Source organism: Mycobacterium lepromatosis (genome assembly GCF_000975265.2).
Taxonomy (GTDB): Bacteria; Actinomycetota; Actinomycetes; order Mycobacteriales; family Mycobacteriaceae; genus Mycobacterium; species Mycobacterium lepromatosis.
The window spans coordinates 2,340,397-2,353,730 of record NZ_CP083405.1 but is presented as its reverse complement, the minus strand read 5'-3'; the positions used below and the strand labels follow the sequence as shown (position 1 = coordinate 2,353,730).

18 protein-coding genes and 2 pseudogenes are annotated in these 13,334 nt (G+C 58.1%); 11 read left to right on the top strand and 9 right to left on the bottom strand.

Annotated features, from left to right (window positions below):
- Nucleotides 1–14: 14 nt before the first annotated feature.
- The 6 genes and pseudogenes from napA to MLPF_RS11310 all read left to right on the top strand — a co-directional run bounded on the left by napA (nt 15) and on the right by MLPF_RS11310 (nt 2,386).
- Nucleotides 15–323 (top strand): nucleoid-associated protein NapA, encoded by a 309-nt coding sequence (gene napA, locus MLPF_RS11330; protein WP_045843501.1) that lies wholly within the window; start codon nt 15–17, stop codon nt 321–323.
- Nucleotides 324–374: 51 nt separating this feature from the next.
- A complete protein-coding gene (locus MLPF_RS11325) occupies nt 375–857 on the top strand; it encodes a LytR C-terminal domain-containing protein (protein ID WP_156147206.1) in 483 nt (160 codons plus the stop codon).
- A 65-nt stretch (nt 858–922) separates the two neighbouring features.
- Nucleotides 923–1,645, top strand: coding sequence for a superoxide dismutase[Cu-Zn] (gene sodC / locus MLPF_RS11320; RefSeq protein WP_045843499.1), 723 nt, complete (start codon nt 923–925; stop codon nt 1,643–1,645).
- Between the two features lie 25 nt (nt 1,646–1,670).
- Nucleotides 1,671–1,991, top strand: a pseudogene (locus MLPF_RS11315) (glutamate-cysteine ligase family protein); the annotation flags it as partial.
- A 38-nt stretch (nt 1,992–2,029) separates the two neighbouring features.
- Complete coding sequence (locus tag MLPF_RS15875) at nt 2,030–2,155, top strand: hypothetical protein (protein ID WP_272946133.1); 126 nt, start codon at nt 2,030–2,032, stop codon at nt 2,153–2,155.
- Entirely contained in the window at nt 2,156–2,386 is a 231-nt protein-coding gene (locus tag MLPF_RS11310) for a hypothetical protein (RefSeq protein ID WP_237817102.1), read from the top strand.
- Here the strand turns inward: MLPF_RS11310 and MLPF_RS11305 are convergent.
- Nucleotides 2,383–2,553 carry a hypothetical protein gene (locus MLPF_RS11305; protein ID WP_237817104.1) on the bottom strand — a complete coding sequence of 57 codons (171 nt, stop codon included), beginning with the start codon at nt 2,551–2,553 and terminating at the stop codon, nt 2,383–2,385. The genes MLPF_RS11310 and MLPF_RS11305 overlap by 4 nt on opposite strands.
- Before the next feature lie 1,205 nt (nt 2,554–3,758).
- Between MLPF_RS11305 and MLPF_RS17755 the strand changes: the two genes are divergently transcribed.
- Nucleotides 3,759–4,046: a CbtA family protein gene (locus MLPF_RS17755; RefSeq protein ID WP_156147200.1), complete on the top strand. Its 288-nt coding sequence runs from the start codon at nt 3,759–3,761 to the stop codon at nt 4,044–4,046.
- Nucleotides 4,047–4,409: 363 nt separating this feature from the next.
- Here MLPF_RS17755 and MLPF_RS11295 read toward each other — a convergent pair whose 3' ends face one another.
- Together MLPF_RS11295 and mhuD are read right to left on the bottom strand one after the other, a co-directional pair.
- A complete protein-coding gene (locus tag MLPF_RS11295) occupies nt 4,410–5,771 on the bottom strand; it encodes a Cpe/LpqF family protein (protein WP_420329621.1) in 1,362 nt (453 codons plus the stop codon).
- Nucleotides 5,734–6,051, bottom strand: a complete 318-nt coding sequence (gene mhuD, locus MLPF_RS11290) for a mycobilin-forming heme oxygenase MhuD (RefSeq protein ID WP_045843491.1) — start codon at nt 6,049–6,051, stop codon at nt 5,734–5,736. The genes MLPF_RS11295 and mhuD overlap by 38 nt, the downstream gene beginning before the upstream one ends.
- Nucleotides 6,052–6,174: 123 nt before the next feature.
- On the opposite strand from mhuD, the gene MLPF_RS11285 reads away from it, so the two are divergent.
- A complete protein-coding gene (locus tag MLPF_RS11285) occupies nt 6,175–6,945 on the top strand; it encodes an alpha/beta fold hydrolase (protein WP_045843490.1) in 771 nt (256 codons plus the stop codon).
- Nucleotides 6,946–6,952: 7 nt separating this feature from the next.
- Here MLPF_RS11285 and MLPF_RS11280 read toward each other — a convergent pair whose 3' ends face one another.
- Nucleotides 6,953–7,846, bottom strand: a complete 894-nt coding sequence (locus MLPF_RS11280; protein WP_045843489.1) for an HhH-GPD family protein — start codon at nt 7,844–7,846, stop codon at nt 6,953–6,955.
- Between MLPF_RS11280 and MLPF_RS11275 the strand changes: the two genes are divergently transcribed.
- Nucleotides 7,845–8,462: a carbonic anhydrase gene (locus MLPF_RS11275; protein ID WP_045843488.1), complete on the top strand. Its 618-nt coding sequence runs from the start codon at nt 7,845–7,847 to the stop codon at nt 8,460–8,462. The two genes, MLPF_RS11280 and MLPF_RS11275, sit on opposite strands and share 2 nt — an antisense overlap.
- A 159-nt stretch (nt 8,463–8,621) precedes the next feature.
- Nucleotides 8,622–9,413 (top strand): hypothetical protein, encoded by a 792-nt coding sequence (locus MLPF_RS11270; protein WP_156147204.1) that lies wholly within the window; start codon nt 8,622–8,624, stop codon nt 9,411–9,413.
- 29 nt (nt 9,414–9,442) lie between these two features.
- Here the strand turns inward: MLPF_RS11270 and disA are convergent.
- Nucleotides 9,443–10,333, bottom strand: a pseudogene (gene disA / locus MLPF_RS11265) (DNA integrity scanning diadenylate cyclase DisA); the annotation flags it as partial.
- A 129-nt stretch (nt 10,334–10,462) separates the two neighbouring features.
- On the opposite strand from disA, the gene MLPF_RS11260 reads away from it, so the two are divergent.
- On the top strand, nt 10,463–10,672 hold the full coding sequence (locus MLPF_RS11260; protein ID WP_237817199.1) for a hypothetical protein: 210 nt from the start codon (nt 10,463–10,465) through the stop codon (nt 10,670–10,672).
- Here MLPF_RS11260 and MLPF_RS11255 read toward each other — a convergent pair.
- The 4 genes from MLPF_RS11255 to MLPF_RS11240 all read right to left on the bottom strand — a co-directional run bounded on the left by MLPF_RS11255 (nt 10,669) and on the right by MLPF_RS11240 (nt 13,273).
- Complete coding sequence (locus MLPF_RS11255; protein ID WP_237817102.1) at nt 10,669–10,899, bottom strand: hypothetical protein; 231 nt, start codon at nt 10,897–10,899, stop codon at nt 10,669–10,671. The two genes, MLPF_RS11260 and MLPF_RS11255, sit on opposite strands and share 4 nt — an antisense overlap.
- A complete protein-coding gene (locus MLPF_RS11250; RefSeq protein WP_156147131.1) occupies nt 10,900–11,052 on the bottom strand; it encodes a hypothetical protein in 153 nt (50 codons plus the stop codon).
- A 1,831-nt stretch (nt 11,053–12,883) separates the two neighbouring features.
- Nucleotides 12,884–13,078, bottom strand: a complete 195-nt coding sequence (locus tag MLPF_RS11245; protein ID WP_045843485.1) for a hypothetical protein — start codon at nt 13,076–13,078, stop codon at nt 12,884–12,886.
- Between the two features lie 33 nt (nt 13,079–13,111).
- Nucleotides 13,112–13,273: a hypothetical protein gene (locus MLPF_RS11240; protein WP_156147196.1), complete on the bottom strand. Its 162-nt coding sequence runs from the start codon at nt 13,271–13,273 to the stop codon at nt 13,112–13,114.
- Between the last annotated feature and the right edge of the window lie 61 nt (nt 13,274–13,334).

The window sequence follows — 13,334 nt, the reverse complement described above, 5'->3', positions numbered from 1 at the left end:
CCAGGGGAAACGATATGGACGGCGCCATGGCGCGGGCAAATCGAGCGGGGGACGACGTTGAGATCGTCGATGGGCTCACCCGGCGCGAGCATGACATCCTGGCGTTCGAACGTCAGTGGTGGAAATTTGCTGGTGTCAAAGAAGAAGCCATCAAAGAGTTGTTCTCAATGTCAGCTACGCGCTACTATCAGGTGCTCAATGCTTTGGTCGATCGCCCCGAGGCGCTTGCTGCTGACCCTATGTTGGTGAAGAGGCTACGACGATTGCGGGCTAGCCGTCAAAAGGCGCGCGCGGCGCGTCGCTTCGGCTTCGAGGTGACTTGATAGCCCTGTGGTTTTGCAGTTCTTGACCCATTCCTGGATACAGTGGGCTCGGTGAATAAGCGTGTCCCCGAATCGTCGGGTCTTCCTCTGCGGGCGATGGTGATGGTGCTGTTGTTTCTCGGCATCATTTTCCTGCTACTCGGGTGGCAGGCTCTAGGTTCATCCGGAAACTCCGATGATTACTCGGCGTCGCCGATGTCGAGCATGATCAATACCGCCACCATCACGGCGACCACTTCGACAAGCAGCACTTCTGCGGCTAACCAGGCGGAGGTCCGTGTGTACAATATCTCTTCGAAAGAGGGTATCGCCGCCCGCACTCGCGACCAGCTCACCATCGCCGGTTTCAAAGTCACAGAGGTCGACAATCTGGTGGTATCTGACGTCTCAGCCACCACGGTGTACTATTCAGATGCTGAGGGAGAGTACGCCACTGCGGACGCAGTGGGTCAGAAATTAGGGGCCCCTGTCGAGCCGCGAATCGCCGCAATAACCAACCAGCCGCCGGGTGTCATCGTCTTGGTGACGAGCTGACGTCTTATCGAGGAGTCTCTTGCGGACCGCCGCCAATGTCGGGAACGCCAGGCTAGGCTCTCACTATGTCTAAACTCGCCGGTCACCGCAATGTCGCTGCCGTCACCAGGTCAGCGCTATCCTTGTCGTTTGTGGCCACTTGCGTCGCTCTGTTGAGCGCGTGTACCCCGAACCAGCCCCCAGCGACCTCGCCGGGTGCCACTCCAACGGTTTGGACTGGATCACCCGCGCCGTCAGGAATGTTGGGTACCGAGGCCGAGTCGATGGGGCCGCCGAATATAATCACTCATCTGAATGCGCCCGACGGCACCCAGGTCGCGACGGCGAAGTTCGAATTCAACGACGGATTTGCTACCATTACGATCGCGACGACCGGCGTTGGTCAGCTGGCGCCAGGATTCCACGGAGTTCACATCCACAAGGTGGGTAAGTGTGAGCCTCACTCGGTTGCGCCAACCGGTGGCGCACCCGGCGACTTCTTATCCGCCGGCGGGCACTTCCAGGTACCTGGACACACCGTCGAGCCTGCCAGTGGCAACCTTACCTCGCTTCAGGTGCGTAAAGACGGTATTGGGACGTTAGTGACCACCACGGACGCGTTCACCATGAACGATTTACTAGCCGGTCAGAAGACCGCCATCATCATTCACGAGGGTGCCGACAACTTCGGCAACATTCCGCCGGAGCGCTACAGCCAGGTCAACGGCACACCAGGTCCCGACGCGACGACGATGAGCACCGGTGACGCCGGCAAACGGGTAGCGTGCGGTGTCATCGGCGCCGGCTAGCGCAACGGTCAACAAGACGCGTGCCCATATCGACGAAATCCTTTGGAATATAAGGTCATCGCAGCATCTGGGCACTCTGGAGGGGTGAATCTGTGACTGTGTTTCCAACTTGCGTGAGCTGGTCGCGTTGACGCATTGCCTTGTTGTTGACCTGGAGCACAGGCTAGATACCGGCGAGGCGCTGTCGACCATGCCGCCCTGGAATGTTCAAGAGAACGAGTGGAGCGTTGCCCGCTGTGGGCGAAATGTGGTGGTCATCTTGGACGCTGATGGTAACGAGCGGCTGCTTATCGAGGGCTTTGCTGATGTTTTGACCCGGCTAGAGCCGGTCGCAAAATCGCTGCATCACCTCGAAGTGGCGGAGTTCCCTCACGCCAGGTGTGGTTGTGCTGGTTGTTGGTGGTTATTTCTTGCTGGTTTGGTTTTGTGTGGTTGAGGGGTGTGGTGGGTTATGTGGTGGGGATCGGTGGTGTGGGTTGTGTTGGTGGTTTAGGGTTGGTCGCGGCGTAGGTGGGCTGCTTGCAAGGGCCGCCGAGTAGTTGGTGTTGGTCACCGGCCGCGACATCGAAGCTGGCGATGCTGGGGGTGCGTCTGGTGTGGCGGGTGGCCGGGGATCAGTTGCGCTTTTCTGGTGATGTGTTAGCCCGCCACGCGCACAAGTCACCAGATCACGCCGTGGATGGCTTTTATCTTCCTTCCGCGGTCGATCCCCACAAAAAGTCAAGTACTGCCCTAGGCTAGAGCACCGCCGTACGCGTCATCACCGGCTGCGAGGTCATCGACGAACTGTGAAACCAACACGGCACCAACACAGCCGGGGGCACACCGGCTGGCCGAGGGCCGGTGAACAAACAGACACCCCACAGCCATAGCATGCACCCGAAAGCGCCCCCAACACCCAGCGCCAACAAGATCTAGGCTAGCCCACCAAACTCCCGACCGTATCGGCCAGCGATGGCACACCAGAACACTACTTCACCTGCCACCTATGAAACCGACCAACAATTCCTGCCACAAACACCAACACCCCCGGCCACCACACAACAACGTGAGATCGCAGATCCCGGGAACCGCTGCAACTATGTGCAGGCCTTGAACTCGCGATGATTACGGAACACGCTCCAGGGTGTCAGGCGTTGAGTGCGACGACGGTGATGTTTCATCAACAGCTCGTCTAACTCATGAATTCGGGTGCAACAACTTATCTGAGCATCAAGGTCGCTGTCGCTAGCGCGTAGCAGGCCCTTGTTGAACGTGGTGAACGCGCTCGCTGAGGCCGATCGTGGGAGATGGCTATTGGATCGGCAACGGTGCTCCCTGAGGTGACCATTATGGGTCCAGTCCGGCGGGGCCGGGGGTTGTTGTACGGCAGCGGTGGCGCGGGTAGATTCGGGCGTGACGGCAGTCAAAGTTCAAGCCAGCTACGGCGCCCTAGGTTTCCAAGTTTGACAGGCAGCCCGGGTGATTCCAGCCTAGCCCAGCTTACCTGCCAGCAATGGCCCACGGTTCAAACTAACGAATGTTGTCTAGTGCTTGTTAATGTATTATTGGAGCCCTGGCAACTTCCAGAACGGTCGAGCTACTGTTCAAAGTTAAACCCTGTGCCCGTCATCAGCACCCAGTCGTGATGCGAGATCCTGAGAAGAAGTGGACTGTGGTCAATTCTCCGGCAACGGGCACGCATATCTGATCGGTTGTCTGTGGCAACAAGTGTGGTACTCTAGTCAACGGTAGTAGCGCTTCTTAGCGCTATTCGCGTTGTATTTCGTTGGTCTGGACAAAAGTGCGCTGTCGCTGTTTGGCAGCGACTCACGTGTTAATAAGTTCGTGCACAACGCACGGCATCTGCTCGGTTCCCCTGCCACTGACCTGGCGGCGGCTTGGAGAAGTGTCTTATCGCCCGCAGTTTGTTGGTGGACGCGGTCGACGCCTTGTACTGGCATTTCTATTCGCATGACCGTTCACCGAGTCGGTGATAGACCGTGCAATTGTGTTTGAGGACGTTCCGCGCCGGAGTTGAGCACGCCCAGGGTGCGCACGAGCATGGTGTTAAGTTGTTTACCCGCGGTTGTGCAGTAGAATGCCGGATTAGATTTCGGCATGTTGTTTTTCGGTGTCGCGGATAGGTGTACTTTTGCCGTGCTGTTCTGCCGGATATACGGAGTGTATTTCTGCACCAAAGATTCCGCTAACAACCCTGGATTACAGCTATTTCGATTCTGTTAGCGGCGTGATTTTTCGTCGTCGTGTACCTGTACCGTTCATGAAATATTCGGCTACTCCTCCGACTGTAGGTCGAACGGACACGATCGGCACGCGCACTGGATGGTATCTGGCTGCGATGCTGATTTTGGTAGGGCTTGCTGCAGCCGTGGTATTTGTGCTATTGCCCAACTATTGACGAGATACCCGAACCGATGCGAAATGCCTCAGGTGTGATTGTCTATCCTGGTTTCCTGCCGAGGTTCTCGACGTCAGGTCCGACAACCTAACAGTGTGGCTGGCCGATCCAGTTCGGGCTCCGTATGGTGGCGAGTCGGTTGTCAACCTGATTGACCGAATGGAAGAATGGTTGCAGGCATTGACCTAACAACACCTTAACGACGGTTATATTAACACACCCAGCGATGATTTGTATGGCGATTCCGCCGGACTTCATTTATCATTTGCCTGAAAGTACTTAAATGTATCGATATCATTCCGGTTAATCGCGTTGTGATGCATTACCACGGGGACTGTTGGAAGCTGAGGTTATAAGATGTTATCATGAGGCAAGCAGTGTGAACACTTGTTTGGCGAGCTGGAGCATCCAGCCGGTCAAGGTCGGTCCGTGGTCGCGGGGCCAGTTCAGCTGAAAGCTCACTACCCAGGACTGTTGTTTCTTGTCGACGGCGTACCAACTAAAGGTGAGGTCACCTGGCAGACCGCCGGCTTTCGCTCCGATATACGGCCATTCACTGCGATCTAGCTGGATACCTGCGACGGCGGACAGGATCTGTCTGACAGGTGTGCCTTGGCCGATGGCGTCTGCTTGCAGCGCCGCGTGGATTCGACAGATGTCTTCGGCGCTGCCGTACCACTCGGCGCCGTAATTGGAAGCCGGAGTGTGAGCGCGGGTTGGATCCGGTCGGTAGGGAGTGGAATTCGCCTGCTGTAACAGTTGGGCACGCAGTTGCTGGGATGCCTGTTTCCATTGGGTGCGTAGATCTGGTTGACCCCAGCCCACCGAGAACAACTCATACATTGTGGGGAACGGAGTCATGCTGGCTGGATCGTGATGGCCAGCTGTGACGAGCGCTTCTTCGACGGCATGCGTGCCCATCTTGTCGATTAGCAAGTCGGTGGCCATGTTGTCGCTATTTGCGATCATTTTCTCGGCGGCAGTACGAACCGAAACATGTTCTCCGGTATGTAATTCCAAACCGGAAGAGCCCACAGCTCTACTCTTGTCGGTAACGGTTAGCTGATCGTACCAGGACACCGTGCCATTGCGTACCGCATACGCCAGAGCGTGCAGAACATACAACTTGAAAATCGATGCCAAAGGTAAGGATTCGGCAGTGTTGGTGCCCTGTACCGGATCGCATCGACCGTTATCGACCTTGGCAACCTGATACGAGTAGCGGGCACCAGTCTTGCTTAACGCGGCGTCGACGTCGTGCCACGAAGTAATCAACGGTGGCTGTGTATTGAGGTCGAACCGGTCAACCCAGCTATTGCCGTCAGTGTGAATTCGGATGTCCTGTCGTGCCCCGTAGGAGGAGATGAGGTGCAGCGTTGCGACGCTAGCGCCGATGTCTACACCGTCGAGGGTGAAGGGACGATCCCACCACAACTCTTCCAAGGTGGCTTGAACCGTTTCCACCATGTCATGCGACACGAGAGCGCGAACTCCGTCCGGGCCGATGGGCCAGTCCGAATTAAGCATGTCGATGGTTTGCTGGGCGCGCACACCGGGCGGAGTCCTGGTGTCGATCTGCAGTCCTGGATCCGCGGTGTTCGTGTACGGGGCAGCGGAGCGGGCGCAACTCGGCGCCATAGTCACGACCAGTGCGGCGGTGGCGGTCAACGCCGCTACGCGGTGCCGACTAGTTCTTCTGGCTGGTTGTGGCAACGTCCAGCACAACCTCGAATTCCAGCAGCGATGAGCCAGCCGCCACCGGGTTGGCACTGTGACCAGCATGAGCTTCGATAGCGGGACCGTTCGCCCATGACTGGAATGCTTCATCGGACTCCCAGTGTGTCACCACGAAATAGCGGTTTTCGCCTTTGATCGGGCGGAGGAGCTGAAAGCCGAGGAGGCCGGGAGAGTTCTCGACCGCATGCGCGCGCTGGGCGAACCGCCTTTCCAGTTCGAGGCCAGCATCGGCGGGTACCTCGATTGCATTGATCTTCACCACTGGCATTCAGTTAGGCTACCGTGGTCTATACCTGGTTACGATGCGGGCTGACTCGGCGGCTCTCGTAACCCTCGAGCAATCCGGGACAAGCCCGTCTTGCTCAAAGGCTAGCCACGGCAAGATGGTTGTGTGTCTACCAATCTGTTGATCCGCCGCGGTGGACGCGGCGAACCACTTATCCTGGTCCATGGTCTGATGGGCCGGGGCAACACCTGGTCGCGTCAGCTGCCGTGGCTCAGCCAGCTGGGCACCGTTTACACCTACGACGCACCGTGGCACCGGGGCCGTAATGTCGTCGATCCATATCCGATCAGTACCGAACGCTTCGTGACCGATCTAGTAGATGCGGTGAGCACGTTGGGAGTGCCTGCCAGGCTGGTCGGACATTCGATGGGTGCTATGCACTCATGGTGTCTGGCCGCTGAGCGTCCGGATTTAGTCTCGGCCCTGGTGGTCGAGGATATGGCGCCAGATTTTCGCGGCTTCAGCACCGGTCCTTGGGAGCCTTGGTTGCGTAGGATTCCGGTCGAATTTGACTCTGCCGAAAAGGTATTCGATGAATTCGGGTCGGTAGTCGGTCAGTACTTTCTGGATGCCTTTGACCGTACCTCCACCGGTTGGCAGCTGCACGGTCACATCGCACGATGGATCGAAATCGCAGCTGAATGGGGTACCCGCGATTACTGGGAACACTGGCTTGCTGTGCGGTCGCCAGTGCTGCTGATCGAGGCAGGTACCTCAGTAACGCCGCACGGTCAGATGCTCGCCATGACCAAAACAGCTTGTCCAACAACCTACTTGCATGTCCCCGAAGCTGGTCATCTGATTCACGATGAAGCGACGCAGGTATATCGGCAGGCTGTCGTGTCTTTCTTAGCGAGCTGCGCTGGGCGTCTCTGAAAAGTACTCACCCCTCGCCGGTTAAAGCGAACCGGCCGTCAGTTGTTCGGGTCACCAGGCCGTCCGCAAGCAACGAATCGAGCGCCCGGTCACGTTGGATGGAGTCGGTTAGCCAGGTCACGTTAAGCTCTGTGTCGGCAACCGGAGAATCCTTGTCCCGCAACACATCCAGCAACCTACCGCGAACCTGGCGGTCAGTTCCTGCGTATTGTTGCGCGCGTCGCGCCGGCCTTTGCGCGGGCGGATAGCCGGCATGCCGCCATGCGCATTCGTTAAGTGGGCACAACCCGCATCGCGGCGACCGTGCCGTGCACACGATCGCGCCTAACTCCATCAGCGCTACAGAAAATTGCGGCGCCGCTTCCTTGCCCGGCAACAATGCCGAAACGTCGGCATGGTCGCGCGTTGCAGATGGCGGGCCGGCGTACTCTCGGCCATGCACGGCACGGGCCACCACGCGACGTACATTGGTGTCTACCACTGGAACGGACTGACGGTAAGCGAAGCACGCGACGGCTCGTGCCGTGTAGCTGCCTATGCCTGGCAAGGTCAGTAAAACATCGACGTCGTCAGGAACCACATCGTCGTGGTCACGTGCGATGATGGTAGCGCATTCGTGTAAGCGCTTAGCCCGCCTCGGGTAGCCCAGCTTGCCCCAGGCACGTAGTATGTCCGCTGCGCTAGCTGCGGCGGTGGTCGACGGTGTGGGCCAGCGCCGCACCCAATCCGGCCAGATCGATAACACTCGGGCCACTGGCGTCTGCTGCAGCATGAACTCGCTGACTAGGATCTGCCATGCGGTGACACCGGACTGTCGCCAGGGCAAGTCACGGCGCGATTGTCGGTACCAGTCAAGCAACTCGCTGGTCGGAATTCTTATCTGAGGCACAATGCATGCCATGCGTCACACCAACTCCATAGCCGCTTGGAGAGCACTCAAAAAGGGTAACGAGCGGTTTGTTGCCGGCCAACCGGCGCATCCCAGCCAGAGCGTCGAGCATCGGGCCAGCCTGGCTGATACCCAGAAACCCCTCGCGGTGATATTCGGCTGCGCGGACAGCCGAGTTGCCGCCGAACTCGTCTTTGACCAGGGCCTGGGTGACATGTTCGTGGTGCGCACCGTCGGTCATGTCATCGACTCGGCGGTGCTCGGCTCTATCGAGTACGCGGTGACAGTACTAGACGTACCGCTTGTCGTGGTGCTTGGGCATGACAGCTGCGGCGCCGTCAATGCCGCTTTGGCGGCCATCAACGAGGGCAATTTGCCAAGTGGTTATGTGCGGGATGTGGTGGAACGGGTAGCGCCGTCGGTCCTGCTGGGCCGCCGCGACGGCTTGACTCGTGTCGACGAGTTCGAAGAACGTCACGTTCATGAAACGGTAGCGCAGACCATGGCCCGCTCGACGGTCATCGCGCAGCGGGTGGCTGCGGGCACCTTGGCGATCGTCGGCGTGACCTATCGTCTCACCGACGGACGGGCAGTGTTGCGCACTCACATCGGCAACATTGGTGAGTAAGTTCGACTTTTGCACCGCTCCTGGGGTTCGATGGTAGTGAACCGTTGTACTCGGCTGGGCCGCGTTTGCGATCGCCCCTAACAGACAGTTGGCGGCTAACCGCGCGACACGCCGAGCCAGTTCGATCACGTCGACGTGACCTGGCCCTACCGTGGGACTGTGCTGGATCTGGAACCGCGTGGCCCACTACCTACCGAGATTTACTGGCGACGTAGGGGACTCGCTGTCGGAATTACAGTCGTCGTGATCGCGATCGCAGCGATTGTTGCTGTCGTGGGCAGTGGTGCCGCTGCTCAACCTGCCAATGCTGACAAACCGCGATCCGCACAGAACTATCCGGATTCGGCAACACCTCAGGCGCCACCCCCGACTGGGCAGGACAGCAAGCCCGCAGCCGCGTCGCCGCAAGGTCGCAACCCCGATCCTTCCACGCCCACCGCTGCAGTCCAACTGCCGCCGGTACTGAGGGAAGGTGATGACTGCCCCGATGCGACACTCGCCGTCAAAGGCCTGACCAACGTGCCCCAATACTTCATTGGCGACCAGCCGAAATTCACCATGGTCGTCACCAACATCGGGCTGGTGTCCTGCAAACGCGACGTCGGCGCCGCAGTGCTGGCCGCTTACGTTTACTCGCTAGATAACAAGCGGCTATGGTCCAACCTGGACTGCGCGCCGTCTAACGAGACCCTGGTCAAAACCTTCACGCCGGGCGAGCAGGTGACGACTTCGGTGACCTGGACCGGGATGGGGTCATCGCCGCATTGTCCACTGCCTCGACCAGCGATCGGTCCGGGTACCTACAACCTCGTCGTACAACTGGGCAACTTGCATTCTCTGCCGGTCCCGTTCATCCTCAACCAGCCGCCACCGCCGCCCGGATCTAGTGGGCCAGCGCTCCCGTCGTCGCCTGAGGCGCCTCCAGCCAATGTCCCCGTTTCCGGCGGGTAGCCGCGCTCAGCCGAATGGGTAGCGATTGTCTACCCCGCCCAGCTGTGGTAGAGCCCTGCTTGGATCTGATGGACCCACATCGCGCCCCAGCCGTTCACCGATTGCCGGTCTCTAGAGCTGGCTTCCAGCAGGTCCTGCAGTGTTCCCAAAACGGGGCCTGGGCAGGAAGATCGACGTGGGCGAACTACAGCCTGGGAATAGCGGCCATCGCGTGGTAGCCACACGGACTCAGAACTCAGTCCTGGGCCTCTGTGCTGTGGCTGGATATCCTAAGGACCTTCACCAGCGCAGTAAGTTCGAGTAATTCGGTATCCGAAAGGGGTATCCAGCTCGTCTAGAGTAGCGTTCATTGTTTTAGATTGTGGCCCGAGGTTGGCGTGGTAGTCGTGCACACTCAGTTCCCGCGTTACGTCATTGCCGCCCGCCAGCTCTTAACGCTGCCGTCCGTCGGTGCCGAGTTAACGACTTTGTAGTCGATGACCTAGCCGATGTGCCGAACCAATTCGAGCCGTTGCACCATCGTAATCACATCGCGAAGCGCGATGAAGTCTTCAATCCCGGTCCGGGACAGTTACCTACTGAACTCATCGAACCAGGTCTTAAATATCTGGTCCAGAGTTGTGGGCGCACTCCCGGGTCGGGGCAGGATGGTTGCAAAGTCCAGTAGCACACGGCGCTCTCCGCCGACCAAGACGGTCGCAACAATTCATCATTCACCTTAGTGGCTGACTGAGACGACCGGGTAGCCGGTTTGAATTGTGGCCCGTTCCGACGAACGGTGCCGGATAACCGGACTTGTCGGTAGGTATCGATGAATCCGGGACTCGCTGCGTATTGGTACGCACGCTGCGGCTCCAGGCGTTAGACAGCACGACAGCATCGTCCATTTTGGACGGCGCACGCAGCCACGTCGGCGCATGATCGCCTGTTTTCGATGAGACTTCGTTTTCCTTTCCCGCCGTGAGCACGATTAGCCCGGCCACACTCAAACACGTCACGTGGTGGCGTTGCCTGGCTGCCGTAGTGATGTATACCCAGAGGCTGGGCGCGTGGACGGTGTCGAAGGCGATATCGATGCGGAACTGGTCTTGGCGCTGGGTGTTGGGGGCGCTTTCGGGTGCATGCTATGGCTGTGGGGTGTCTGTTTGTTCACCGGCCCTCGGCCAGCCGGTGTGCCCCCGGCTGTGTTGGTGCCGTGTTGGTTTCACAGTTCGTCGATGACCTCGCAGCCGGTGATGACGCGTACGGCGGTGCTCTAGCCTAGGGCAGTACTTGACTTTTTGTGGGGATCGACCGCGGAAGGAAGATAAAAGCCATCCACGGCGTGATCTGGTGACTTGTGCGCGTGGCGGGCTAACACATCACCAGAAAAGCGCAACTGATCCCCGGCCACCCGCCACACCAGACGCACCCCCAGCATCGCCAGCTTCGATGTCGCGGCCGGTGACCAACACCAACTACTCGGCGGCCCTTGCAAGCAGCCCACCTACGCCGCGACCAACCCTAAACCACCAACACAACCCACACCACCGATCCCCACCACATAACCCACCACACCCCTCAACCACACAAAACCAAACCAGCAAGAAATAACCACCAACAACCAGCACAACCACACCATGAAATCTAAACGGCACATTGCTGGTCAGGCGGGGCGACGGAGGTTCAACTGGCCGCCCACTAAAGATGAGGTGATTGACCAACTCGAGCCTTTTACCCGCCGATATTATCATCAGGAGTTTAGCCGCATCCAACTATGAGGCCAGGTCTACTGGGAAGATTCGCATCAGGCCAGGTTGATCCGATTGATCGAACCACTGCGCGACCAACTTGACTGAAGGCTCATCGTTCCCGCTGTCTATGGGGATGGCTCACCCGCTGGCGTAAACCGGACGCCAGCTACATCCGGTTTACCTCCTGGCCGAACTCCTCGAGTGCCAAAACGCACTGTTCACGAAATCTTTAGTCCTATCGTCAGCTGCGCGCTTGATTTCGTAGTTCTGGTCGTACCGCAGGTACAGATCTTAGAGTCCACCGCACGGTCTCGGTGCGTTCCCCGCATAGCGGTCGTCTTCCCATCGTAGACGATCTTAGCGGCAGTGTTGCCGCGGAGCTCTACTTCCAAATCGCGCCGGTCAACGCATAGAAACTGTTGTCGATCGAGTGGATACTCACCGGAATTGAGAACTGCCGAAATGTCTTTTGTTTGCGGGCGAGGCCCGCGAGCGAAGTGCGCGGCAGAGCGTCCAGGATCGGGTTGACAACACGCAGTAACCCCCCTCGGCGGGTTTCCGATATTTATGGCATACGCCTGTTCTGCCATGTCAACACCGTAAGACTACATTGGGGGGTGTCTTTGTACGCCATTGGGGGGTGTCTTTGTACGCCGTCAAAAGAACCTCGATTCTCGAAGTTAGCCGACCGAGTTCGGGACGTCAGCCGAGCAGCGTCGTGGTTGCAGTTGGTCGCCTATCACGATAGCCTGGGGAGATGCGATGGGTGATGAGTCCAGGGAGCAGAGTGTTGACTCTTTAATGGATATGGGTGAATAGGGAATATGCTAGAGAAAGCTTTTCCTGCGTCGTTGATATCGGTTTGGCTGTAATCGGTGAAGAATTTCTGGACACATAACCCGCGGCTTTCGGGTCCTTGATCGGGTCGTCCGGATAGGTAGCCTTTACCTTGACGTGGGCTTCGTTCGCATCGTTGCTGATTGTGCAACGCCTCGATTGTGGATCCCGTACTCCATTGAAATCGGCGCAGCGCAAGCGAGTAGACCAATGGTCAGCGCGATCACTGGGAGACCTGCGGGGCGCGTATTTCCAGAAAGAGTCGAGATATCCTTTATGGGTTTTCGAGGCTGATCGTGCCAGGCTGTGTGTCGATTATCATGTTAGATGTAGGAATGTTGTGCCGTAGGTGACGGTTGCCAAGTAGTGACACTACAAGTTTGGTGCTGGTGGGCAAGTTCGACGCCCAAAGCAGTACTTAGGCTGGTTCCGAAAGCTCCGACCCAGCCGCGATATTGGTCGAATTGGCGTGCACTCGAAGAGGAACTAAATCATCTGTGGTATTTGGGCGGTAATCTCGTCGACGCAAATCGCATCGTCGGGCTGTGTGTCGTGTAGTTCTGCTAACAGCCTAGCTGCAGGCATGAAATCGTTTTCTGCTTACCGGATTGGTGGTCATCTTCGATGCCTTGGTCCCGAAAGTTCTGCGTATGACAGGCTCGGCTTGCAGCGGTTTTAGTAACATCTAACCGGGTCGATCACTGGGCCAGGCTGGCGGCCAGCGTTTCGAGGTTGTGGGAGAGGTCTTCCGAACTCGCGTTCGTGGTCAGGTCGCCGATCGGCATCGCGGAAAATTGTGGTAAACGGGCGACATGAACTCGAAAACCGAGCTTTCTGCGATGCCTACCAGAGCGCCGTCCTGTTCGTCCGTGGGCTACCATGTTCGGTGATGATCAGAGATCATTCGACTTCGGCCAGCATCCGGTCAACCTGATCAGTCTGTTGCGGGGTGACAACGACAGTCGCGAGTGCAACTCTCGTTGGGGTCTCACCGTGCCCCTCGCCGATAAGCAGGTCGAACGGAATCTCCGCCACAGTTGGGTCGCGCGGAACCGACTTGGCGACGAAGCGAGCGCGCCGTAAATTGTAAATCAATTTTGGAGGGGTTTTGCACCCTCTGGGAATGTTTTATTGCGGTTTCCGCGTTGCGGGTTGACCCGACCCCAGGTTGACCAGCAGCGAGGGCCATTCGGGGCCAGAGTCGATGGCGGGATTTTCGCCGTAGGTGAGCGTGTCCGGCGACAAGACAGTCGTCAGGATCTGTTTTTGCAGTGCTGTGTGCAACTTCACGGAGCCGTTTTGAATTCCCGGCGACGATGGGCAGAAAGACGATTTGGCTGTGGCCGGTGAT